Annotated in this window: 21 protein-coding genes; 4 read left to right on the top strand and 17 right to left on the bottom strand. The window is 43.4% G+C overall.

The window, feature by feature from the left end:
* Nucleotide 1 precedes the first annotated feature (1 nt).
* Together NAF17_RS00750 and NAF17_RS00755 are read right to left on the bottom strand one after the other, a co-directional pair.
* Entirely contained in the window at nucleotides 2-2284 is a 2283-nt protein-coding gene (locus tag NAF17_RS00750; protein ID WP_252756063.1) for a glycosyltransferase family 4 protein, read from the bottom strand.
* A gap of 249 nt (nucleotides 2285-2533) precedes the next feature.
* The gene (locus tag NAF17_RS00755) at nucleotides 2534-3733 is read right to left on the bottom strand and encodes an aspartate aminotransferase family protein (RefSeq protein ID WP_252756064.1); all 1200 of its coding nucleotides are present in this window, start codon (nucleotides 3731-3733) and stop codon (nucleotides 2534-2536) included.
* A gap of 109 nt (nucleotides 3734-3842) precedes the next feature.
* Here NAF17_RS00755 and NAF17_RS00760 point away from each other — a divergent pair, with 109 nt between their 5' ends.
* Nucleotides 3843-4058 (top strand): beta propeller repeat protein, encoded by a 216-nt coding sequence (locus NAF17_RS00760; protein WP_252756065.1) that lies wholly within the window; start codon nucleotides 3843-3845, stop codon nucleotides 4056-4058.
* 55 nt (nucleotides 4059-4113) lie between these two features.
* Here the strand turns inward: NAF17_RS00760 and NAF17_RS00765 are convergent, their stop codons facing one another.
* The 7 genes from NAF17_RS00765 to NAF17_RS00795 form a co-directional block, all read right to left on the bottom strand.
* Entirely contained in the window at nucleotides 4114-4587 is a 474-nt protein-coding gene (locus tag NAF17_RS00765; protein WP_252756066.1) for a hypothetical protein, read from the bottom strand.
* Between the two features lie 11 nt (nucleotides 4588-4598).
* On the bottom strand, nucleotides 4599-5417 hold the full coding sequence (locus NAF17_RS00770; RefSeq protein ID WP_252756067.1) for a hypothetical protein: 819 nt from the start codon (nucleotides 5415-5417) through the stop codon (nucleotides 4599-4601).
* A 61-nt stretch (nucleotides 5418-5478) separates the two neighbouring features.
* Complete coding sequence (locus NAF17_RS00775) at nucleotides 5479-6033, bottom strand: RNA polymerase sigma factor (protein WP_252756068.1); 555 nt, start codon at nucleotides 6031-6033, stop codon at nucleotides 5479-5481.
* Nucleotides 6034-6156: 123 nt separating this feature from the next.
* Nucleotides 6157-6618 (bottom strand): thioredoxin-dependent thiol peroxidase, encoded by a 462-nt coding sequence (gene bcp, locus NAF17_RS00780; protein ID WP_252756069.1) that lies wholly within the window; start codon nucleotides 6616-6618, stop codon nucleotides 6157-6159.
* On the bottom strand, nucleotides 6618-8336 hold the full coding sequence (locus tag NAF17_RS00785; protein WP_252756070.1) for a M23 family metallopeptidase: 1719 nt from the start codon (nucleotides 8334-8336) through the stop codon (nucleotides 6618-6620). The genes bcp and NAF17_RS00785 overlap by 1 nt, the downstream gene beginning before the upstream one ends.
* Nucleotides 8337-8352: 16 nt before the next feature.
* A complete protein-coding gene (locus NAF17_RS00790; protein WP_252756071.1) occupies nucleotides 8353-8964 on the bottom strand; it encodes a fumarylacetoacetate hydrolase family protein in 612 nt (203 codons plus the stop codon).
* A 966-nt stretch (nucleotides 8965-9930) separates the two neighbouring features.
* Complete coding sequence (locus tag NAF17_RS00795; protein ID WP_252756072.1) at nucleotides 9931-10434, bottom strand: T9SS type A sorting domain-containing protein; 504 nt, start codon at nucleotides 10432-10434, stop codon at nucleotides 9931-9933.
* A 191-nt stretch (nucleotides 10435-10625) separates the two neighbouring features.
* On the opposite strand from NAF17_RS00795, the gene NAF17_RS00800 reads away from it, so the two are divergent.
* On the top strand, nucleotides 10626-12593 hold the full coding sequence (locus NAF17_RS00800; RefSeq protein ID WP_252756073.1) for a KUP/HAK/KT family potassium transporter: 1968 nt from the start codon (nucleotides 10626-10628) through the stop codon (nucleotides 12591-12593).
* 241 nt (nucleotides 12594-12834) lie between these two features.
* Here NAF17_RS00800 and NAF17_RS00805 read toward each other — a convergent pair whose 3' ends face one another.
* Nucleotides 12835-14553 carry an amino acid permease gene (locus tag NAF17_RS00805; RefSeq protein WP_252756074.1) on the bottom strand — a complete coding sequence of 573 codons (1719 nt, stop codon included), beginning with the start codon at nucleotides 14551-14553 and terminating at the stop codon, nucleotides 12835-12837.
* A 51-nt stretch (nucleotides 14554-14604) separates the two neighbouring features.
* On the opposite strand from NAF17_RS00805, the gene NAF17_RS00810 reads away from it, so the two are divergent.
* Nucleotides 14605-15294, top strand: coding sequence for a phosphatase PAP2 family protein (locus NAF17_RS00810; RefSeq protein WP_252756075.1), 690 nt, complete (start codon nucleotides 14605-14607; stop codon nucleotides 15292-15294).
* Between the two features lies 1 nt (nucleotide 15295).
* On the opposite strand, the gene NAF17_RS00815 is transcribed toward NAF17_RS00810, so the two are convergent.
* From NAF17_RS00815 to yihA, 6 genes are all read right to left on the bottom strand, one after another.
* Nucleotides 15296-15952, bottom strand: a complete 657-nt coding sequence (locus NAF17_RS00815; protein ID WP_252756076.1) for a GGIII-like transmembrane region-containing protein — start codon at nucleotides 15950-15952, stop codon at nucleotides 15296-15298.
* A 227-nt stretch (nucleotides 15953-16179) separates the two neighbouring features.
* Nucleotides 16180-17880: a M3 family oligoendopeptidase gene (locus NAF17_RS00820; RefSeq protein WP_252756077.1), complete on the bottom strand. Its 1701-nt coding sequence runs from the start codon at nucleotides 17878-17880 to the stop codon at nucleotides 16180-16182.
* 143 nt (nucleotides 17881-18023) lie between these two features.
* Nucleotides 18024-18953, bottom strand: a complete 930-nt coding sequence (locus tag NAF17_RS00825; RefSeq protein WP_252756078.1) for an NAD-dependent epimerase/dehydratase family protein — start codon at nucleotides 18951-18953, stop codon at nucleotides 18024-18026.
* A 159-nt stretch (nucleotides 18954-19112) separates the two neighbouring features.
* Entirely contained in the window at nucleotides 19113-19721 is a 609-nt protein-coding gene (locus NAF17_RS00830) for a Crp/Fnr family transcriptional regulator (protein WP_252756079.1), read from the bottom strand.
* Entirely contained in the window at nucleotides 19709-20566 is an 858-nt protein-coding gene (locus tag NAF17_RS00835) for a UbiA-like polyprenyltransferase (RefSeq protein WP_252756080.1), read from the bottom strand. Before NAF17_RS00835 ends, NAF17_RS00830 begins: the two co-directional genes overlap by 13 nt.
* Nucleotides 20567-20612: 46 nt before the next feature.
* Nucleotides 20613-21242: a ribosome biogenesis GTP-binding protein YihA/YsxC gene (yihA, locus tag NAF17_RS00840; RefSeq protein ID WP_252756081.1), complete on the bottom strand. Its 630-nt coding sequence runs from the start codon at nucleotides 21240-21242 to the stop codon at nucleotides 20613-20615.
* 146 nt (nucleotides 21243-21388) lie between these two features.
* Here yihA and NAF17_RS00845 point away from each other — a divergent pair, with 146 nt between their 5' ends.
* A complete protein-coding gene (locus tag NAF17_RS00845; RefSeq protein WP_252756082.1) occupies nucleotides 21389-21877 on the top strand; it encodes a VOC family protein in 489 nt (162 codons plus the stop codon).
* A 1-nt stretch (nucleotide 21878) separates the two neighbouring features.
* Here NAF17_RS00845 and NAF17_RS00850 read toward each other — a convergent pair whose 3' ends face one another.
* A complete protein-coding gene (locus tag NAF17_RS00850; RefSeq protein ID WP_252756083.1) occupies nucleotides 21879-22787 on the bottom strand; it encodes a serine hydrolase in 909 nt (302 codons plus the stop codon).
* Between the last annotated feature and the right edge of the window lie 39 nt (nucleotides 22788-22826).

Genomic DNA, 22826 nt, shown 5'->3' on the forward strand with positions numbered 1-22826 from the left:
CTTAGCAGACTTTTAACTGCAGGTCATCGGATATTTTATTATACTCATACTCCAGTTCGAAAGCTTTCAATACGGTAAGGTGCGATATCATGTACGCTAATGTACTTTCGGCGCCTTGGTTACGGTTGATGCCTGTTGGCAATAAACCGTCGCAACAGCCTTTAGTTTCGTGGTCGTACAATGGTGCCCGCAACGAGTTTTCGCCCAGGAACCATTTGTAGCTCAGGAACATTTTCTCGATATATTGAGGCTTGCGGAAGATCTGGTAAGCCTGGAAATGCATCAGCACCATAGCCATCGTTTCTATAGCCTGCTGGTCGTAAACCGGGAACTTGCCGCCACGGTGATACCATCCCTCGTTACCAACCGGGCTTAAATAACCGTTTGATAGGGTAAGTTTATCCAGGAAGGCCATAGTTTTTAACGCGATGTCTTTCGCTTTTTGGTTACCTGTTATTTCGCAAGAATGTAATAACGCTAATGGAAGGATCGCGTTATCATAGGTCATGCTTTCTTCAAACCATTCCCAGTCATCACTGCGGGTAGTTTCGTAAGCATCAATTAATGGCTGTGTCAAGCGTACCAATTCTGCAACCATACCTTCGTCGGTAGGGAAGGCCTGTAGGTACAAAGAGATACCAATAATGGTATTTGCCTGCCCGCGTATATGTTTTAACGCGCTAAAGTGCGGGTAAGATTTATGGAAGATCTCCATCGCAAATTCGCGATAGGAATTGCTTGCCGCACAGCTAATCAAATATCCCAATGCCCAAATGGTACGGCCGAATGAATCTTCTGACCCAACCTCGTCCAAATACTGGCGACTAAAACTCAGGAAATTACGGAAGTTACCGTCATCCGTTTGCATGTAATGGATGTAACTTAAATATATGGGCAGCAATTTAAATGCTTCATTGCTTCCGCTGCGCTGGTATGCCATTAATGCCATGATCAATGCGCGGGCGTTATCATCTAAACAATAGCCTTCTTTTAAGTTAGGGATACCATATTTAGCATGTTGCACAATGCCGGTATCATCCGTTAAGCGCAATATGTGCGTAAGACTAAACTTTGGTAATACTTCCGGGTCAACAATGCTGTTCTTTAAGATCTTGTCGCTAAAATCGTGTTTTGCGGCAGCTTCCTGTGCAACGCAAATAAACTCGGCGCCGGTGGCAGGCCAGCGTAAATGCAGGCCATATTCGTAAGCGTTTGATTTTAATTCATCAAGCACTTCTTTATCATCCAAAAGTTCGTTAACGGTTTCAGCCAAGGCTTCCGAATTTTTAAAGTCGAACAAACGGCCGCGGCCATCTGCTAAAAGTTCGGTAGCATGCCAGTATGGGGTTGATACTACGGCAGCACCTGCACCCACAGCGTATGATAATGTACCGCTGGTGATTTGTGCTTCGTTCAGATACGGGGTTACGTAAACTTCGGCTGCTGTAAGGTAGTCTATCAGTTCATCCTCGGCTACAAACTTATTAATGAATGACAGGTGCTTGGACACATTAAGCTGCGCGGCCAATGTTTTCAGGTGGTCGCGATATTCCTCGCCCGAGTTTTTGATAACGCCGGGGTGGGTGTTACCCAACACAACGTACATTACATCAGGGTGTTTCTCTACTATTTTTGGAAGGGCTTTTACAACGGTTTCTAAACCTTTATTACGGCTAAGCAAACCAAACGTTAGCATTACACGGTGGTTTTTAAATTGGCTCAGGTTTTTAACCGGGTTAATTTCCGGTGCTTCCAGGTCTGGTACGCCGTGCTCTATAATTTGAATTTTATCTTCGGGAATATCGTAAATGGTGGTCAAAAACTCAACCGCGCGTTTGCTCATCACGATGATCTTTGAAGATTGTTCGGCAATTTCGCGGATGATGATGCGCTGTACATAGCTTGGGTCTTTTAATATGGTGTGCAGTATAGAGATCAGCGGTTTCTCTAAACGGTTGATCAGCGGTAGAATATAGATCCCGCTCTCGCCGCCGTAGATCCCAAATTCGTGTTCTAAAATAACAGCATCCGCAGTACTGGTATTGATATAGTTTGCAGCGCGGATATAATCTTTTTGATGATTTTGGCGGATAACATATTTAACATGCGAAGGGTATTCGTATTCCTGCAAATTTTCGGAATCGTTAAGGGCAACCACAAATCCCCCCTCAAGCGGGCTCTTCCTATCAGGAAAGTTTGCATTTATGGCGTTCATTAAATTATGGTTGAAGGTAGCGATACCGCACTCGCGGGGAGGATAGGTAGATATGTATGCGATTTTCATATTGTAAAGCAGCTGTTATTATCGTTTTTATAGTGGAATGCTTATTTTTTAGCAAAAATCAAACCCACCGACCCGAAAAGTATGCACTGTTGACCTCAAAAACGATAGTTATGTTGGTATAAGGCATATTTGCACAGGCGCATATCACATAGCATAAACTATACCAATAAACCAAAATAGAGTACCGGAACTTTCTTTTTACAGTTAAATTATTAATTAAAATTAAAATGAAAAGCAGATGAAATTACGTTATTGCAAACTATCTGTATGAAAATCAATGGCCTGTGTAATGATGTTACAGGCATTTATCAATTGCTCGTTAGTGATAATAAGCGGAGGGGCTAAACGCATAGAATTACTGCAATGCAGGAACCAGTCGGTAATTACACCATTTTCTATACAGGTATCAATAATTTTTTTGTTCAGTTCGAAGCTTTCAAACTCGGCGGCCAGCATTAAGCCTTTACCGCGGATCTGTTTGACGGCCGGGTGAACGAGGTGCTCGCGGATGATGGCTTCCTTTTCGGCAACCCCGTCTATCAGGTTCTCACCCAGCAAAACTTCTAAAGCGGCGAGGCCGGCGGCACAGCAAACAGGGTGGCCGCCAAAAGTGGTAATATGGCCCAGAATAGGGTTTTCTTTAAATGCCGACATCATAGCTGCCGATGATACAAAAGCACCTACAGGCATGCCGCCGCCAAGTGCCTTGGCAAGCAGTAGTATGTCTGGCACAATATTAAAGTGTTCAAAGCCGAAGAGTTTACCCGTGCGGCCAAATGCAGCCTGGATCTCATCAAGTATCAGCAAAGCGCCAACATCGGTGCAGCGTTTACGTAAGGCCTGCATGTAAGCAACATCCGGCACGCGGATGCCCGCCTCGCCCTGGATGGTTTCTAAAATAACACAAGCGGTTTGCTCGGTTATCAATTCAAGATCGGGCAGGTTATTAAGGCTCATGAAGTTAACGCCGGGTAATAACGGGCGATAAGCTTGTTTGTATTCCTCGTTCCCCATTACGCTTAATGCCCCGTGGGTACTGCCGTGGTAAGAGCCTTTAAAAGCTACTATCTGCTGCCTGCCGGTGAAGCGTTTGGCCAGCTTAAGAGCGCCCTCAAGCGCCTCGGAACCCGAGTTGGTGAAGTAAACGGAGTTTAATGTTTTAGGCAATATGCTCACCAGCTTTTCGGCGAAGCGCACCTGCGGGGTTTGCACATATTCGCCGTACACCATCAGGTGCATGTATTTGTCAACTTGGTCTTTAACGGCCTGCACTACTTTTGGGTTGCTATGGCCCAGGTTGCTTACGCCAATGCCCGAGATGAGGTCGGTATAGGCTTTGCCTTCGCTATCGTACATGTAAACGCCTTCCGCACGCTCAAACTCCAGCAGTAGCGGGAAATGGGTTGTTTGGGCGTTATTATTAAGAAATAGCTGGCGAAGGGTTAACATGGATGTTGCTTTAATGTTGGAATGTTTTAAGGTTACAAAGTTAGCAGTATTGTTGAAAACATAGAATGCAATAGGTGAAGAACTGCAGCCTACCTGGAGTAGTTTATTAATGAAAAAAATAGGCTTACATCAATCTTCATTGAATATTTTATTCATCAAACAAATGGGTAAATATTTAATATGTGGCCGTTCAGATGGTATTTTCCGGTCTTCAGACATGGGCAAAACATGGAAAAAACTGGTACTTCCTGCTATAGAAAATTATGGCTTCAATTTATCTGTTTCAGCCAACGTAATTTATGTAGTATCAAATAAAGGATGTTGAAAAACTACAAATTCAGAAATAATATGTATTGCTGATCTTCAATGATTCAACTCCGCTAATTCCCCGCGCGTACGCTGCGCTCGCTGAATGTTTTGATGAGTTCGTTGGTAAATTCAACCTCGCTTTTATACAAGGCGCTTACCTTTTCGGGAGGTAAGATCTTTAGGAACTCATCACGGTAGTGCTTGCGGATCTGTACCATCTGGTTATCGTACTCCAATTCTTTATCAATCTGCTCCATACCGTTGGCAGATGAACTGGAATTATTTTGTTTCTTCAAGATCTTGATAGCGGTAAGGTCCTCCTGGTATTGGCGGTAGATAGGCCAAAACTTGCGCGATTCTTCTGAAGTAAGTGAGAGTTGCTGGGCAATAAATTTATCGCGGGCTGCCTGTAGTTTTGGGTTACGTATAATTCTTGCCTTTGTTACAGGCGAGGGGCGGCGAAAGTTATTTACCTGCGCAAAAATATCGTCGTTACCTAATGCAAATACTAATAAAAAGAAAATATATCTAAGCAGCCTGTTCATTAAAAGTATTATTAATTAATATTAATATAATCCTGAAGATCGGCATCCAGGGCATCAGTATTAATTTGCTTGTCGTTATCCATTAAGCCACGCGTATCGTTGGCGTCTATATTTAATTCAAGGTAGTCTTTAATTTCGTCTACCGGTATGTTTGATACTTGTTTGTGCAAAAGCGTTTGCGAATGCGTAACTGGTTGTTGTGCCTCCCTCAGGAATGCGCCAGTACCAACAATTAGTAATAAACAGGCAGCAGTTGCATATTTAAAGGTGTTTGATGCCCAAAGCTTACGTACAATAGTTTTACGTATTACAGCCTCCTGGTTAATCGTTTTATTTAAAATATCGCGGTTAAGCTGTTCAAAATAATTATCCGGAACGGTAAACGCAGGTTCTTTCACCAGCAATTCCTCCACGGCAATGCGGGCGGTTATCTGTTGCTGCAGGTTATCGAAGTAACCGGCCGGCACGCTAAAGTTTTCGGCTTCGCTGCTTGCGGCGGTTTCAATGTTGATGCGGCTTTGTATATTTTGGGTAAGCTGGTCAAAATATCCCGTGGGCACTGCAAAAATTTTTTCTTCGGTACCTGCAATTGCCTCGATATTTATCCTGCTTTGGATATTCGTGTTCAATTCTTCAAAGTAATTTGTTGGCACAGCAAATCCCTGTGCCATATCATCACTTTTTAATTCATTTAATTTTATAAGGGACAATATGCGCTTACCGGCTTCTTCAAAATAGCCGGATGGCACTGTAAACGGGGTTTCTTTCGAAAACCGTTCAAGTGACATTTCATCGCCCGCCCATTCGTTATTCTCCATATCGCTTTTCATACTCTCTTATAGATGAATAAACTTTCAAAAGGTTTAATGCTAATTTAAATATTCTACCTAATTAATCGATATTGGTTACAAACGCTTCAATCTTTTTAACCGCAAGGTGGTATGATGCCTTTAAGGCACCTACGCTTGTGCCCAAAACTTCGCTCATTTCTTCATATTTCATATTATCAAAATACTTCATATTAAAAACAAGTCGCTGCTTATCGGGAAGGGTTAAAATGGCATCCTGCAATTTACGCTGGATCTGGTCGCCCGTGAACTGGTCCGAGCTCGACAGGGTGTCTGCCAGCTCAAAATCCACATCATCAAGCGATACATTGTTCTTTGCTTTTTTCTTGTTCAGGAAGGTGATGCATTCGTTGGTGGCAATGCGGTACATCCATGTGTACAGCTGTGCATCGTTACGGAAACCCGGAAGGTTCTTCCAGATCTTGATGAATACATCCTGTACAATATCGTCGGCATCGTCATGGTCAATAACCATACGGCGAACATGCCAGTATATTTTTTGCTGATACTTTTTCAGCAAAAGGTTAAATGCCTCGTTACGGGTCTTTTCGTCCCTAAACTTACTGAGTATCTCTTCGTCTTCTGCCTGAATGGCCATCTATTAAAATTTATCTTTAAATAAATATAAAGTGTTTTTGTTTGATATAAGTTTTAAGCCGCCCTCTAAAAGCTCCTTCTAAATCTCCTCCGGTATGGGATACTTTTAATTCTTGGATGCGGCTTACAACAGGTCTAACACCTGCTGCGATGAGTTTTTTGTATCAACTTTCTCAATCACTTTATCAATAATGCCATCGCCATTGATGATGAAAGTAGCGCGGGCGGTACCCATATATTTTTTACCGTACATGTTCTTCTCCACCCAAACGTTATAAGCTTCAACAATGCTATGGTCTGTATCGGCAATCAAAGTAAATGGCAACTGGTATTTGGTCTCAAATTTTTTATGCGATTTTTCGTCGTCCACACTCACCCCAATAACCTCAAAGCCCTGGCTTAGCAACGATTGATAATTATCCTTGAAACTGCAGCTTTCTGCCGTGCAACCCGGGGTGTCATCTTTTGGGTAAAAGTAAAGGATAACCTTTTTGCCTTTAAAATCACCTAATGAAACGGGTGCGCCGTTTTGGTCGTTAGCTGTAAAATTCGGGGCTTTGTCGCCTGCTTTAAGTTCTGTTGCCATTACCTGTAAAATTCTGCTGTGAATGTACTCACGTTATTTTTTGCATCAGTAACCGTAAACTCAAATTTATGTTTGCCTGCGGCGATGCTGTCATCAAAGGTATAACTTAAAACCTTTGTTTTATAATCCCACTCTACCAATACCCATTTACCGTCAATTTTACCTACGTAGCTTTTAATACCACTCAAATTATCGCTCATGCGCAGCTTAATGGCCCTTAAAGCCTTCATATTACTGCCATTGCGAATGTTAATAGGGGTGATGATCGGCGGAATGGTATCGATCTTGATATAATAATCGCCAAAGGCTTTGGCTGTAGCCTTTACCCAGCCAGCTTCGTAGGTGCCGCCTATACTGCCCGTGGCCGCGTTTACAATTACCGCTTTATCTGCATTGGCAACAAGGTTTACGTCGGGTTTTATCCAAAGGTCGTACCCGTCATGTATGGGGGTTAATTTATTGTGGATGCGATGTGTTAACGATACTGCCCCCGGTTTTGCCGGCATAGCCGAATAGATGAAATCCAGGTCATCATACAGGTTACCCGGCATAATGCTCAATTTAACTTTATCGTTGGCAAACTCGCTTTTACGTTCATAATGCAGTAAAGTGGCTGTAGGTTTCTCAGGAATGGCACTACCCGCCGACGTATTGGATTGCACTTTTAATGTTAGCGTTGACCTATTCCCGGCTATATCTTTCACCACAAATTCCACCTCGTGAATTTTATCATCATTAAAGGCCATAATGCCCCGGTTGATAGATTGCGGGTATAGCGAGATGCGGCTGCCGGGCAATATAAAACACTTTTGCACCCAGCGGCGGGCGGTTATAAACGCGGGATAATCTATATAAGCGTTAATGGCATGCGTTTGATCGAACGCGAAACGTTCTACCGCAAAGGTGTACATGGTAACGCCATCCAGTTTCAGCTCCAACGAATAAATGCCGTTGCGGTTAATGGACGCGCTGTTTTGATCGATAACCGATATGCCGAAACCGATATTGCCACCAAGGTTAAGCACCTGCGGTTTGGTTAAATGGTAGTTGCCGTTTGCGCCGATGACCGCCAAAAATTCTTTGGGCGTTTTATCGCTGAATGGGTTGCCGTTTAAATGATAGATGCCTATTGCCGTAATAGTCGGCGGGATCTGGTCAGGAATGGTTAAGCCGAATAGTTGCGGGTTGATGGTTTCCTGCGTCAAAGTATCCCTGATCTCAAAGTGCAAGTGCGGCCCTGCTGATGCACCACGGTTGCCGGATACCGCTACTACATCACCCTTGTTTACTTTATACGTACCAACCGGCATGGCTATATCAGCCTCGTAGGTTTGGTTTTTGTATTGGTAATCGCGAATGTATTTTGCTATCTCGGCGGTAAAAGCTTCGATGTGCCCGTAAACGGTGGTGTAGCCGTTTGGATGGGTAATGTACAAAGCCTGCCCAAAACCGCCAAACTGCACGCGTACCCTGGAAATATAACCATCGTATGCGGCATGTACCGGGAAACCAATGCGCTGGTTGGTTTTAAAATCTAACCCCGAGTGGAAATGGTTTGCCCGCAACTCGCCAAAAGAACCAGCCGTAGTTGGCGGCAGATCTAAAGGGTAACGGAACTGGTTTTTGGGATATTGTTTGCTTTGGATAACATCCTGGGCGCGGGTGATAGTGCTTGTAATACAAATCGTGACAGCGATTATAAAAAAACGAAATGACAATTGCGTAGTACTGTATCTATTTAACATAAAAATCTAAAAGCTTTTCACCCTCCAAAAATCCTTCTAACCTGTCACCTACGGCAACTTTGCCAACACCTTCGGGAGTGCCTGTAAATATCAGGTCGCCTTTTTTTAGGGTGATGTACTGGGAAACAAAGGCTATGATACGCTCAAACGAAAAGAGCAGATCTTTGGTATTGCCTTTCTGGCGGGTTTCGCCGTTTATGTCCAGGTTAAAGTTTACGTTGTAGAGATCGGCAAATTTATCTTTGGGTAAAAAGGTGCTGATGGGGGCGGAATTATCAAAAGCCTTGGCCAGTTCCCAGGGCAGGCCTTTCTCTTTGTGTTTCGATTGGATGTCGCGTGCGGTAAAATCAACGCCAAGGGCTATCTCTTCAAAATAGTTTGAAGCGAATTTCTCGTTAATGTGCTTTCCTTCTTTACTCACCTTTAGTACTATCTCTATCTCGTGGTGGATATCCTGCGAAAACTCCGGGTGGTAAAAGGGCTTGTTGTCCTTCAGCAGGGCGGTATCCGGCTTCATAAATATTACCGGGGTGGTAGGCACGGGGTTATTTAATTCTTTGACGTGCTCGGCATAATTACGGCCAATGGCTATTATTTTCATAATCAAATGTTATAACGCCGAAATTATAAACTCTAAATTCTAAAACCTAATCCCGATAGCCATGGGATGGAAAAATATCGGAAATTTCTTTACGGATGTATTAAATAATCCTTTGCATATCGCAAAATGTTCACGTTCACGATTGTGAACACACAAATATAATGCTGGAAACATTGATAATCAATAATTTAAGAAATTGACAACTGACAAGACAGTGCCACCATTGATGTTAAATAAATTACTCGCCCTTAAGGAGGCCAAGGGAGCTTACAATACCACCGAAATTCGCTTGTTAACCGACTCTGTACCGACCAGATCTTTGTTAACCATAAATATTTCGTTGACCAATAACGTTATTTAACAAATGATTAATATTTATCGTTTAACTTTAAATACTGATATTTATACCTGATCAATTAAGCTTATTGACCTGATGACTTTCAAATTAATTACTGGATACAACTAAGCCTCAAGTTTAAAAACTATTGTTGGTGATTTTGACGCGGTGTTGAATGATTCAGATTTGCTGAATTAAATACAAAATAAGGAGCAAACCTTAAAGCCGTTTGTTACGTGATAACTAAAAGAACTAATCAATTTTTAAAACAAATTTTATGAATAAGTTTGAAAAACTTAGCAAAGCTGAGATGAGAAATGTTTTAGATGGGGTAGTTGCGTAATCGTGCGGCGTCAAAATTGGAGGAACCTGGTACCCGGTTGCTGGCGGAAGAAGTGTAGCCGAAGGTTCTCTTGGGCATACCAGTCCATATGTTTCCGGAACTGTAACCAATTGGTGTTGCGATAGCTGTCCAACATTTACTGTAAATTGATAAAAAAAGAAACGTTATAGATAGAAAAAGAGCGGTTTTGAATTCCAAAACCGCTCTTTTTAATTTAAATTGAATGTGCCCCAAAATTTAATTTAAGTATTCAATTATGAAATATGGCCTTATCAGACAGCCTTTTTTAATTTATTACCGATATCCGTGTGTTTACAGATTCGATACCAGCTGTTATCCTCAAAAAATAAAAACTACGTGGTAATTTATTGTTTATGTTATAGTTAATAATTTGTTCCCCAAATTCAACACGCTGGGATACCAAAGTAAGTACGGTATTACCCAAAATATCCATCACCACAATATTCACATAAGAATTGCGAGAAAGCCTATACTTTATGTTGAGCATATTGGTAACAGGGATGGGGTAAACTACCACATTGCTAATCAATTTATCGTCTGGACGTGCCAGGTTGATTTTTTCGGCCGATACCGCGTTTGGTTTTAAAGGGGGCAGGGCTAAATGCAGGCCATTTTTTAAATAAGATGTTTTGGATTTTGCTTTAACAGAACGCAAGTACGATGAATCACTTTTTTGGGCGTTAACTCCCTTTGCAAGCGCAAAATTCACAGCTATTGCAAGCGCAATTACGGTGAACCAGGAATTAAGATAAGTAAATTTTCGACCCATATTATTATAAACTTTACAAAAGTATAAATAAAGCGCTCATCAAGTGATGATGTAACGATTATTTAAATAATTTTAACAAATTTTAACAAAATAAGGTTTTGTTAGTTATTGTATTTATAAGACTTATACGTTTATAGATAGTTTAAGTTGTAATGGTTTTTTTTAATAGTTTTGTATTTTTTTAAAATATAGTGTCAAATCATAAAGATCTGCAGAAACTATCAGCCGCGGGGCTGCTTATTAGTTTAGGAATAATTTACGGTGATATAGGTACATCACCATTGTACGTGTTTAAGGCCATTATTGGCTCCGAACATTCGAGCAATTCGCAACCTATATCGCAAGTTTTGGTACTGGGAGGTGTTTCCCTCATCTTTTGGACCCTTACACTCCAAACCACATTAAAGTATGTTATTATCACCCTCCGGGCTGATAATAAAGGCGAGGGCGGCATCTTTTCGCTCTTTTCGCTGGTGCGCCGTAAAGCAAAGTGGCTTATTGTGCCTGCCGTAATAGGAGGGTGCGCGCTGATTGCAGATGGTATTATTACGCCGCCAATTACCATTTCATCGGCTATTGAGGGGTTACAAACGTATTATCCGCAGTTACCAACGGTGCAAATAGTTATCGCAATTATTGCCGTGTTGTTTATTATACAGCAGTTTGGTACTTCCCTGGTGGGTAAAGCATTTGGGCCTATCATGTTCATTTGGTTTACCATGATGGGCGTTTTAGGCGTATCGTTTATTGTGCAGATGCCATCTATCGTCAAGGCTTTAAACCCTTATTACGCTTACCAGTTGCTATCGTCGGATTATAACGCCTTCATCATTTTGGGTGCGGTTTTCCTGTGTACAACGGGTGCCGAGGCTTTGTATTCAGATCTTGGGCACTGTGGCCGCGATAACATCCGCATCAGCTGGATCTATGTAAAAATTTGTTTGGTATTAAACTACCTTGGGCAGGCGGCATGGCTGCTACAGCGCGAAGGACAAGTGATCAACCTGAACCTGAATAATCCTTTCTACAAAATAATGCCCGAATGGTTTCTGATCTTTGGTATCGGTATAGCCACTATAGCGGCGGTTATTGCCAGCCAGGCCTTAATATCCGGGTCGTTTACGCTGATTGCCGAGGCGGTAAGGTTAAACTTATGGCCAAAAGTGCGCATCAATTACCCGTCCGAACAAAAAGGACAATTATATGTACCAAGCGTTAACTGGCTGTTATGTGCCGGTTGTATTGGTGTGGTATTGCTGTTCCAGCATTCGGCACGTATGGAGGCGGCATACGGTTTAAGTATCACCGTAGCCATGTTAATGACCACCATACTGGTATCTAAATTCCTGCAAAGGAAAAAACTGCCTGCTTATATTATCGGGACGTTCCTGTTGGTTTATTTGGTTATCGAAGGTACCTTCCTGCTGGGTAACCTGGTGAAATTTGTCCATGGTGGCTGGTTTACCTTGTCAATTGGTTTTGTGTTGTTCATTATCATGTGGACCTGGCATGACGCCCGTAAGATCAAGAACCGTTACGTTAAATTTATTGAGATAGACGATTACTTCAACATTATTAAAGAAATGAGCGAGGACGAAAGCGTGCCCAAATATGCTTCTCAACTGGTTTATTTAACCAGCGCCAACTTTAATTCGGAGGTAGAATCGAAGATCATATACTCCATTTTGCAAAAGCAACCTAAACGTGCCGATGTATATTGGCTGGTACACGTTGATGTGGTGGATGAGCCTTACAAAAGCGAATACGAGGTAGACTTTTTGGTGCCGGGTAAACTGATCCGGATCGACTTTAAACTCGGTTTCCGTGTAGAACAGCAGATAAACCTGTTGTTCCGTAAGGTAGTTGAGGATTTGGTTAAGAATGGTGAGGTTGATATCACCAGTACCTACAAATCTTTAAATAAACACAAAATTGTGGGCGACTTTAGGTTTGTGGTGATCGAGAAAGTACTATCGCGCTCGCACAACCTGTCGTTTTACGAAAAAATAGTGATGTTCCTGTATGGGCATCTTAAAAGGATCAGCCTGTCGGAAGAGCGCAACTTTGGCCTCGACCTAAGCTTTGTAACGGTAGAAAAAGTACCGTTGATGCTTACCTCGCCCGAGAGTGTAAAGATAGACCGGGTAATGCCGCAATAGGCGTTATCAAAATATATAGCAAAGGCTGCCTGTGAAAATGTGTAGCCTTTGCTGTTATATGCTGATCTAAGCGGGTATAAGTCAATTACGTTCCCGCAGGATCTCTCGTAGAGGCCCCTGCGGGAGCGAGGAACAGATTCTTGGCTATCGCTCAGGATGACAAGTCGCCAAACAAAAAATGCCGGCGTTTCCACCGGCATTAATAATATTTTAACATAGCGGGTGTGTCATCACTAATAATCTACCTCGCTAAATGGGCATTTTTGCCTTTACCCAGTTTGCTATGCTTGTAGCCGTAAGTAAAGTAAATAATAAGGCCTATGATAAGCCATGCCAGGAAACGGATCCAGCTGTCGTAATCAAGTTCGGCCATCAGGTAAAAACAACTTGCAAGGCCTAATACAGGTATCAGCGACAGTTTTTTAACAAACGATAGCACGGCCAAACTTGCGGAAAGTATGATAAACAAAAAGTAAGGGAACTTATGGTGTAGCGCTTCGCCGCTAACTAAGTTTACGATGTTATGGCGGAAGAAGAATACGCCCACTATAAATAACACCGGCACTATAAATTGCGAATTAATGTATGGCAAGTGAAACTTCCCTTTAACAGCCGCTTCGCGTGGTAATAAAAGAACGCCCCCGCATACCAATACAAATGCGAATAAGGTACCTATACTGGTTAGGTCGGTTACTACGGTAAGGTTTAAGAACAGGGCTGGTACCCCAACTACAAAACCGGTAACTATCGTAGCGAACGATGGCGTGTGGTATTTGGGGTGGATGCGCGAAAATACTTTCGGCAATAAACCGTCGCGGCTCATGCTCATCCAAATACGGGGCTGGCCCAGTTGGAATATCAGCAACACACTCGCGGTAGCAATAACCGCACTAATAGAAATTACATAACTGATGTTTTTTAACCCAACTTTAGCGAACACAAATGCAAGCGGATCACCAACCCTAAGTTCTTTATAACTAACCATACCGGTTAACACCAATGCTATCAATACATATAAAACGGTACAAATAACCAGCGAGTAGATCATGCCACGGGGCAAATCTTTTTGCGGGTTTTGGCATTCTTCGGCCGTGGTAGATATAGCATCAAACCCAATGTAAGCGAAGAAAACCCCCGATACGCCTTTCATCACCCCACCAAAACCGTTTGGTAAAAATGGGTGCCAGTTAGCCGGTGTAACGTAAAAAAAGCCTATCACAATAACCACTAATACAATGGCGATTTTTAAATAAACCATGGCGTTGGTAGCCTTTTTGGTTTCGCGGATGCCAATGTAAACCAAGTAGGTTATGGCGCATACTATGGCCAACGCGGGGATATTGGCGATTAGTTTGATATTGCCTATCATGGGCGCTGTGGTCCATGCCAGGGCATTTTCTTTTAACGTATCTGTAATGGCACCAAGGTTATGGCTTACGGTTAATTTCGTCACTTCTTCGTGTGCCCTAAATGCCGACAGGTAATCGGTATATAAAAATTTAGGCATGTGGATGCTAAAGCCCTCCAGCAGGTTCACAAAATATTTACTCCAGGATATGGCTACCGCGATGTTGCCGATGGCATATTCCATCAGTAGATCCCAGCCAATTATCCAGGCAATTAATTCGCCAAAAGTGGCGTAAGCATAGGTGTAAGCGCTGCCTGCAACGGGTATGCGTGATGCAAATTCTGCATAACACAGGGCAGAAAACCCGCAGGTAACGGCTGTGATGATGAATAATATACTAACCCCCGGCCCGCCCTGGAACGAGGCTTCGCCGATGGTAGAGAAGATACCTGCGCCAACAACGGCGGCAATCCCCATTAGGGTTAAATCCTTAACATTTAGCGCTTTTTCGAGTTGGGAGGCGCTGCCCGGGTGTTCACTATCACTAAATCCGCTGGCTACATCGGCCAAAATTTTAGAAACAGATTTTCTGCGAAATATACTCTTAGACATGTATTTTAATCAGTTTGATCTTTCCAAACCAAACATAACCATTTTTTTGCATTGAAAAAGTATATGCTAACTTTGGCAACGATGAATGCAGGCGCTAAAGATGTTTTACACAAAATACGATACCTTTTTATCCCTTACATAACCCTGTTATGTGCCTGCCTGGTGATCAAATTGCTCTTCACCCGGACGGAGATCTTCTTCGCTGTGAACGGCATCCACAGCGATTTTGCCGACGCTATTGAACCATACATCACCCACATTGGCGATGGGTATACGGTTATAGCACTCTCTCTAATTTTTGCGCTGTTCAACTACCGCGCATCTTTCCTGATCATCACCAGTTACGCCTTAACGGCTATAACGGCGCAAATTTTAAAGTTTAGTTTTGATATGCCGAGGCCAAGGGTTTATTTTGAAGATCAACTCGATAAAATTCACTTTGTGAAGGGGCTATACATTTTGGCGGTACACAGTTTCCCATCCGGGCATACGGTAACGGCATTTTCGGTAGGGGTGGTTATCACTTACCTGGCCAAGAATAAAAGCTGGGGCATGCTGCTGTTTTTTGTGGCGGTGATGGTAGGTTACTCGCGCATGTACCTGAGCCAGCATTTTTTTGAGGATGTAACGGTGGGCTCGGTAGTAGGCGTTTTTATAACGCTGGCATGGTTAACCTTTATCGACCGTAAAAAATTTATAAACAGCCCCCGTTGGGATTGGGGACTGCTTACAAAGCCTTAAGTTACGCTTCTTCGCGCTCTTTCTTTTTTTTGCGGATAACTACCACGACAATTATGATAACGATCAGCGGTACGCCGCCAAACAAGCCATACATAACTGCCGGCGATAAACCATTACTCATAGATAGGTATTGGTCGGTACGTTTCAATTCCGGCGATACTTTGATGGAACCCGAGTAAGCTTTATATTCCTCATTCACTACATCTTTCCTTAACTCTTCGTAGTAATACTCAAAAGTATAGGTAACATCTTGCGTGTAAATAATAATGAAGTTACGCTCCTGCAGGCCCGCGCCCTGGTCGGTTTCCAGTGTAAAGGTTTTGGCTTTTAAGTGGCCGATGGTAGTATCGCGCACGTTTTGGGTGCTACCATCTGCCTGGCCTTTTATGCCTTTGATATAATCTTGCAGTACTTTATTTAAGTCGCGTTCCTTTTTTAGCGGCTCGTTGTTATTGGCATTTGGTGCGCGGATAACCACCATGTAACCATAAGAACCATTACCGGAATAAATGGATTGGCCCAGGGTATCTTTCTTTATATATTTCTCCGGAAGGGAGATGGTAACCAGGCTATCTATCTTAACCGGCTTTAATGGGATCTGTGCAAATGCGGCAGTTGCCAACAGTATTATGCTAAACAACACAAGTATCTTTTTCATATATTATAAAACTTAAAAAACACATATAAGTTTTAATATATTAAAAAGTAACGGGTTGCGCGTATCTGTAAATAGCTTATATACTGAGTTTTACCATAGTCGTTCTGCTGTGCTATTGAAGCAGCATCTGGCATTACAAGCAGGGTCTCTTTTCAGAATATCCTGCGAAAACATTATAGAACAGGCAAAAAAAAGCCCTCTCGGGTTGGAGAGGGCTGATGGTACTTTTAAATCTTATCCATTTCGGCTTTTACAAATTCGGCCAGTTCTTTGACATAGCCCGCGCTGAAATCAAATTTGATACCGGCGGTTTCGTAAATTTCGGTAATGGTTTTGGTGTAACCCAGTTTTAAGGCTTCCAGGTATTGCTGCAGGCCTTTTTCGGGGTTCTCTTTGTAGTTTTTCCAAACGGCTATGGCGCCAAGCTGGGCCATGCCGTATTCGATGTAGTAAAACGGCACTTCAAAAATGTGCAGTTGTTTTTGCCACAGGTTTTGCCCGGCTTGCGGGTGCTCGCTCCAATCGGCAAAGCCTGCCCCAAATGGTTCGTAGATCTTTAACCAGGCCTCGGTGCGCTCGGCATCGGTATGGTTCGGGTTGGTATAGATCCAGTGTTGAAACTGATCTACCACGGCAACCCATGGCAGAGTTTTCAATACATCAAATAACTGATCGCGTTTAGCGCGTTTCAGGTCTTCCTCGTTATCAAAAAACACATCCCAGTTATCCATTGATATCAACTCCATAGACATGGAAGCCAGTTCGGCAACCTCGCTTGGGCAGTGTTTAAAATCGTTTAGTTCCAGGTCGGCAGTCAGGAAGGTGTGTACCGCGTGGCCTCCCTCGTGCACCATAGTGGTAAGGTCGCGAAAGGTATTAGCCGAGTTCATGAAGATGAATGGCGCGCCCGTTTCAGATAGCGGGTAATTATAACCACCCGGCGCTTTGCCTTTACGGCTTTCCACATCAAACAGGTTGTTATCTTTCATGATCTCTAAACGCTCGCCCAGGTAACGGTTGATGTTGCTGAAACATTGGATAGATTTCTCTACCAGCTCGGCACCGCTGTTAAACGGTTTCAAAGCAGGTTTGCCCGAAATATCAACATCCATATCCCATGGCTTTAAAGCATCGAGACCTAAAGCTTCTTTGCGTTTTTCGGCCTGCTCGCGCAGGATGGGTACGATCTCGGTTTCGATAGCCGCGTGGAAAGCGTAGCAATCCTGCGGGGTGTAATCAAAACGGCCAAGCGCCTGGAACATGTAATCCCTAAAGTTCTCAAACCCGGCATTCAAAGCCACGTTATGGCGAAGGGCACGCAGGTGATCGAATAGGGTATCCAGCACTGTTTTTTCCTGCAAACGGCGGGCGGTGATTTTTTCCCAAACTTCCTGCCTTTTGCTACGGTCGGTATCTTTCAGGAAAACAGAAGCCTGTTCCAATGTATATTCTTTTTCGCCGATGTGCACGCTCATGGCGCCGGTTATCGACTGGTATTTTTGCTGCTCCACCTGGATCTCGGTTTGCAATGGAATGTTCTCCTCGCGGAAAAGCTCCAGAGATTTTTTCACCGCGCGCAGCATAATGTAAAATTTCTCCTCATTCAACTGGTCTACAAACTCGCTGTTAACCAGTTTTTTGTTTAGCTCGTTATTGTAGGGCGCGGTTTGTGGTTCTATCTCGGTAGCAAAGTACTGGAAACTTGCCAACAGTTCTTCGCTGTTGGTATCACAGGTCATGCGAATGTAGCGCCATGCAAAATCCTCTTCGAGCGCGGCTTGTAATTCGCTGCCATCTTTAAGCCATTGCTCTAACTCTTCAACAGAATTGATAGAGCGGTTAAGCAGTTCTTTGTATATCGGTTCCAGCGTTTCCCATTTAATTTCAAGGTCGGCAGGGATGTAGGTTCTTGTTTTTTTGTGGATCATATAATTGATCTGCAGATGTGCAGATATGCAAATGTGCAGATTATTTGGGAAGATGGAAAGACGGTAAGCCGTAAAGATGTTATAAAAAAAAAGTCCGAAAGCTTTTATCTTTTGGACTTCCCAACTTCTGCGGACTTTCGGACTTATTCCGGTTTATATATCGTCCTCGCAACCTCTTTTACCCCATCCTCATAACTGGTGGGTTTAAAATTAAAGGCCTTTTCAAACTTATCGCTGTTGAAGATATAGTCATGATCTGTCTGGTAATACATTTCTACTGTGCCGGCAATGAGTTTGTCAAATAACCCAAGGATCCACAGCATAAACTTAGGCACCCGCATAAATTTAGGTTTAACGCCATAAATACGTGCGGCAAGTTCTAAAAACTGCTGCCCTTTCATCACCGGGGCGGTTGGCAGGTGCCAGATCTGGTTGTCGCTTTCGGGGTGCTGGCCCAGCAGGTGCATGGCGCGGCCTGCATCGGGGATGTAGATGAAATTATGCAGCTTGTTTGGGTTGCCCATCCACTGCGCGATTTGCTTTTTGGCGTATTTGGATAGTACCATCATATCTAAAAAAGCATTGGTGCTGGTAGTGCCGTAAAAATCCGGCGCGCGGGCTATAGTGGCGTTGAGTGTGCCGGCGTTAACCTCTTTCATAATGGTATCGGCAATGGCGGCACGTACTTTGCCCTTTTCACTGATGGGGTTGTAGGGCGTATCCTCTTTCATGGGGCCGTTAACCAGGCCATACATGTATACGTTATCAAAGAATATCAGCCTCGCGTTATTCTCTTTGGTCGCCTTGATAACGTTTTGGATCACAATAGGCCATTGCTCGCGCCATATGTCGGCATCATAAACTAAACCTACGCACAGGTAAATAATGGTTGAGCCCTGGGCAGCTTCCTGTACCTGTTTGTAATCTAACAGGTCTGCTTTGCGCCAGGTTAGGTTGTTGCCTTGTATATCTATTGGGCGGCGACTAACCAATCTTACCGATTCATTATTCTTTAAAAATTCGTTGGTTAGCGCGTTTGCTACCGGCCCGCCGGCTCCTAATATGGTGTGCATAATGTTTTCGTTTTGATGTATAGTACAAATGTACGGTAACCTTGAAAATCAAAACGTTAACAAAAGATAAGAAAAGCCCCCTCTATATCTCCCCGGTAGGAGAAACTTTAAATATAGAAGGCAATAAAGTTGTATGAAAGTCCTCCCTTCCGAGGAGGATTAGGAGGGGCTTAATATCCTCTTCCTTATCCTTGAAAGCGATACCGGCGTTATCCCTAAAAAGTTGGCGATGTAATGTTGTGGTATGCGCTGCAAAACATCTTTGCCGGTTTGCAGGAGTTTTAGGTACCGTTCTTCGGGTGTTTCGGTTAGGAAGGATGTTACGCGGTCTTCGTAGCACATCAGGTAATGCTCGGCCACCAGGCGGCCAAAGCGTTCCATTTTGTAGGCCAGCATGGGGTTGTTGAGCATGGCATCCATGTTTTTCCTGTTGATGAGGATGATGGTGCTGGGTTCCAGCGCTTGTATGTAATTAATGGCAGGCTCACCCGTAAGGAAACTTTTGTAGGAGCTTGCCAGTTCGTTCTCGAAACTGAAGTAGCCCGTAATTTCGTTACCATCTATGATGTTATAATAACGAACAGATCCGCTGAGAATAAAGCCGAAGTAATTACAAACCTTGCCTGCTTCAGCAAAATGCTGTTTCTTTTTATAATGCGATACCTGTAAATGTTGGATAAACACGATCCACTCGGCCTCGTTAAACGTAACGTAGGGCGTAATGCGCTCACGAAACTGGTTTAACTGTGCCTGTGTTAGCGCATCCATACCCTATCCATTAAAAAGAAGGCCGCGAATACCACGCTGGCAATGCCGTTGGTGGTCATAAAGGCGAAGGTTACCCGGCTCAGATCGTTCGGTTTTACAAGGGTATGCTGATAGATTAACATGGCGCAGAAGAATACGATGCCTATATAATATAACAACCCAACATGTGGTATGGTAAATATCGGCATCAGCACAAATGTCGCCGAAAATACGTGCAATACAGATGATAACCTCAATGCATTAACCTTACCCAAATAAGCGGGAATGGAATGCAGTTTTTGGTCACGGTCGAAGTCCTCATCTTGCAGGGCGTAGATAATATCAAAACCACTCACCCAGCAAAGTACCGATAGGGAGAAGAAGATAGGTGTTAACGCAAACGCACCGGTCACCACCAAATAAGCACCTATAGGGGCCAGCGATAAACCTAAGCCCAAAACCATATGGCAAAGCGCGGTAAAGCGTTTGGTAGCGCTGTAACCTAACACCACTAATAAAGCAATGGGCGACAGGTAAAAGCAAAGTGGATTAATAAACCAAGTGGTTAAGATAAACAAACCACAGTTAACCAGGGTAAAGGTTAATGCCGCCGCGGGACTAATTCTCCCTGCGGGGATGTCGCGCTGTTTGGTGCGCGGGTTTTTAGCGTCGATGTTCCTGTCCAGATAGCGGTTAAACGCCATGGCCGAGTTACGGGCAAATACCATACACAATAGCATCATCACCAGTTTTTGCCACTCAAATTTATGATCTGTAGTGGTAACCGCCAAAAAGAAGCCGATGAAGGCAAACGGCATGGCAAATATGGTGTGCGTAAACGTTACGAGAGAGAAGTATTTTTTCATTGTTTAATATTGATTTCCCTCTTAATATGGGAGCTTATTATCTTTCCTACTTATAGTGCTCTTCATCAAACTCCGGTACTTCAAAACTATTGTTAATGTTACCAATAAAACCAAGTATTTCATCGCGGCCGGTATGCAGTTCGGATGAGGTTACAAAATGCTGAGGCGCTTCTTCAAAAAAGGCCAGCATCGCCTTGCGGAACTTGGCAACATTTTGGTCTGTTTTAAGGTTGCTTTGTTTATCGGCTTTGGTAAATATCAAAACAAACGGCAGGCCTTTTTCGCCCAGCCAGCTGCAAAATTCAAGATCTATTTTTTGAGGCTCCAGGCGGCTGTCAATCAGCACCATTACGCACTGCAGGCTCTCTCGCTTGTCAAGGTAGTTTTGGATGAATTTATTCCAATCGGCTTTTTTGGTTTTGGATGCACGGGCATAACCATAACCCGGCAAATCGACAATAAACCAGTTCTCGTTCACCAAAAAGTGGTTGATGAGCTGTGTTTTACCCGGCGTTTGTGATGTTTTTGCCAGCCCCTTTTTTTGAACCAGCATATTTATCAATGATGATTTACCAACGTTGCTCCGGCCAATGAAAGCATATTCGGGCTTTAAAGGCGGCGGCAGTTTAGATACCTGGGTATTGCTGCAAATAAAGTCGGCAGATTTTATGATCATACTGCAAAGGTAGGGTATTATGTTGAAAGGTTGTAAAGTTGGAATGTTATGACAAGCTCAAAGTAAATGTTTAAACATCTTTTACTTATTACTGATACAAACAACAGTCCAACCTTGTAACTTTACAACATTTAAACATGTAGTTTATGAGCGATTATAAGATCCCGGCGCAAACCCGCATTGGCCATGTACATTTAAAAGTAAGCGATCTGCAAAAATCGATGGCCTTTTATTGCGACCTGCTGGGTTTTGAATTGGTAACCATGTACGGCGACCAGGCGGCGTTTATCTCTGCCGGGGGGTATCATCACCATATAGGGTTAAACACCTGGCAAAGTAAAGGTGCGCCACCCGCGCCGCAATATGCTCCGGGCTTGTTCCATACAGCTATATTATATCCTGAAAGAAAAGACCTTGCAGCTATTTTAAAGCGACTGATAGATAATGAATACCCGCTTACCGGCGCGTCAGACCATGGCGTATCCGAAGCCCTTTACCTGGATGACCCGGATGGTAACGGCGTTGAATTGTATTGGGACAGGCCAAAAGATAAATGGCCAACCGATGAGCATGGCAATTTAACCATGTACACCCGCCAGCTGGGTTTCCCTGGATTGTTAGCTTTACTTCAATAGGTTATTCGTTAAGCATATATTTATCTACACCTGCGGCGGGTTGCCATTTGCTGCCGGGTTCGTAGTAATGCCATAACAGGGCCGATACTTTTTTGATAAGTATATCAGCCTCGTTGTCTTTTGTCCAACGCTGGTCCTTATTGTTTTTGGTGATGATGGAGAATACATAATCGCCGTGCGGGGCGTTCACCAAAACCGTTTCAGATCTGGATGCATCAACTGCCCCTTGCTTAGACATGGTTTGCACATATGGCGGGATCTGCGATAGCGAGGTTTCGTCCCAAAAGATGCGGTTGAGCATGCGGCTCATGCGTTCGCTGGCGGCCGGGCTAACTACCTTACCCTGTCGGATCATGGTAAACAGGCGGCACATTTCGCGTGGCGTGGTAACTCCCCAGCCGTACTTTTCCCAGATTGGCCGGCGCGCCGGGATGCGCGAGTTTACCCGCATTACTTTAAAACCGTTTGCATCAAGCCAGTTGTTAATGTACTCGCCACCCACCAGTTTTTGCAGCCACACACTGGCGGTATTATCACTCATGGTAATCATTAGCAGGGCAACTTTACTCAACTGTATGGTGTCTTTATCTTTAAACGATCCCAGGATATCTTCGCCCGCGTATAGCAACGAATCGCGGTAAACCAGCTTTTGGTTGTATTGCATTTCGCCTTTTTCTATCTTATCCATCAACCCGCTTAAAATACTCACCTTGATCATACTGGCGGTAGGGAACAGGGTATCTGCGTTGATAACCGCTGTTTTTCCTATTTTTAAATCCTGCACATATATACCAACATCGCCATTAAAGCCTTTGGTGGCCGCTTTTAGTTGAGCGGTAAGTTTGGTATCCGTTTGGGCGAAAGTGGCAAGGGCGGATAGGAGAAATATGGATAAAAAGATGTATCTCATGATAGATGATTTAGAAGTAATAAAACTAATATAAATAAA

Origin of the sequence: Mucilaginibacter aurantiaciroseus (assembly GCF_024055595.1) — a bacterium.
Lineage (GTDB): Bacteria > Bacteroidota > Bacteroidia > Sphingobacteriales > Sphingobacteriaceae > Mucilaginibacter > Mucilaginibacter aurantiaciroseus.

Excerpts from the sequence above, each read along its gene's own strand:
- NAF17_RS00750 (WP_252756063.1), bottom strand. The coding sequence starts at position 2,284 with ATGAAAATCGCATACATATCTACCTATCCTCCCCGCGAGTGCGGTATC.
- NAF17_RS00755 (WP_252756064.1), bottom strand. The coding sequence starts at position 3,733 with ATGTTAACCCTTCGCCAGCTATTTCTTAATAATAACGCCCAAACAACC.
- NAF17_RS00760 (WP_252756065.1), top strand. The coding sequence starts at position 3,843 with ATGAAAAAAATAGGCTTACATCAATCTTCATTGAATATTTTATTCATC.
- NAF17_RS00765 (WP_252756066.1), bottom strand. The coding sequence starts at position 4,587 with ATGAACAGGCTGCTTAGATATATTTTCTTTTTATTAGTATTTGCATTA.
- NAF17_RS00770 (WP_252756067.1), bottom strand. The coding sequence starts at position 5,417 with ATGAAAAGCGATATGGAGAATAACGAATGGGCGGGCGATGAAATGTCA.
- NAF17_RS00775 (WP_252756068.1), bottom strand. The coding sequence starts at position 6,033 with ATGGCCATTCAGGCAGAAGACGAAGAGATACTCAGTAAGTTTAGGGAC.
- bcp (WP_252756069.1), bottom strand. The coding sequence starts at position 6,618 with ATGGCAACAGAACTTAAAGCAGGCGACAAAGCCCCGAATTTTACAGCT.
- NAF17_RS00790 (WP_252756071.1), bottom strand. The coding sequence starts at position 8,964 with ATGAAAATAATAGCCATTGGCCGTAATTATGCCGAGCACGTCAAAGAA.
- NAF17_RS00795 (WP_252756072.1), bottom strand. The coding sequence starts at position 10,434 with ATGGGTCGAAAATTTACTTATCTTAATTCCTGGTTCACCGTAATTGCG.
- NAF17_RS00805 (WP_252756074.1), bottom strand. The coding sequence starts at position 14,553 with ATGTCTAAGAGTATATTTCGCAGAAAATCTGTTTCTAAAATTTTGGCC.
- NAF17_RS00815 (WP_252756076.1), bottom strand. The coding sequence starts at position 15,952 with ATGAAAAAGATACTTGTGTTGTTTAGCATAATACTGTTGGCAACTGCC.
- NAF17_RS00820 (WP_252756077.1), bottom strand. The coding sequence starts at position 17,880 with ATGATCCACAAAAAAACAAGAACCTACATCCCTGCCGACCTTGAAATT.
- NAF17_RS00825 (WP_252756078.1), bottom strand. The coding sequence starts at position 18,953 with ATGCACACCATATTAGGAGCCGGCGGGCCGGTAGCAAACGCGCTAACC.
- NAF17_RS00830 (WP_252756079.1), bottom strand. The coding sequence starts at position 19,721 with ATGGATGCGCTAACACAGGCACAGTTAAACCAGTTTCGTGAGCGCATT.
- NAF17_RS00835 (WP_252756080.1), bottom strand. The coding sequence starts at position 20,566 with ATGAAAAAATACTTCTCTCTCGTAACGTTTACGCACACCATATTTGCC.
- yihA (WP_252756081.1), bottom strand. The coding sequence starts at position 21,242 with ATGATCATAAAATCTGCCGACTTTATTTGCAGCAATACCCAGGTATCT.
- NAF17_RS00845 (WP_252756082.1), top strand. The coding sequence starts at position 21,389 with ATGAGCGATTATAAGATCCCGGCGCAAACCCGCATTGGCCATGTACAT.
- NAF17_RS00850 (WP_252756083.1), bottom strand. The coding sequence starts at position 22,787 with ATGAGATACATCTTTTTATCCATATTTCTCCTATCCGCCCTTGCCACT.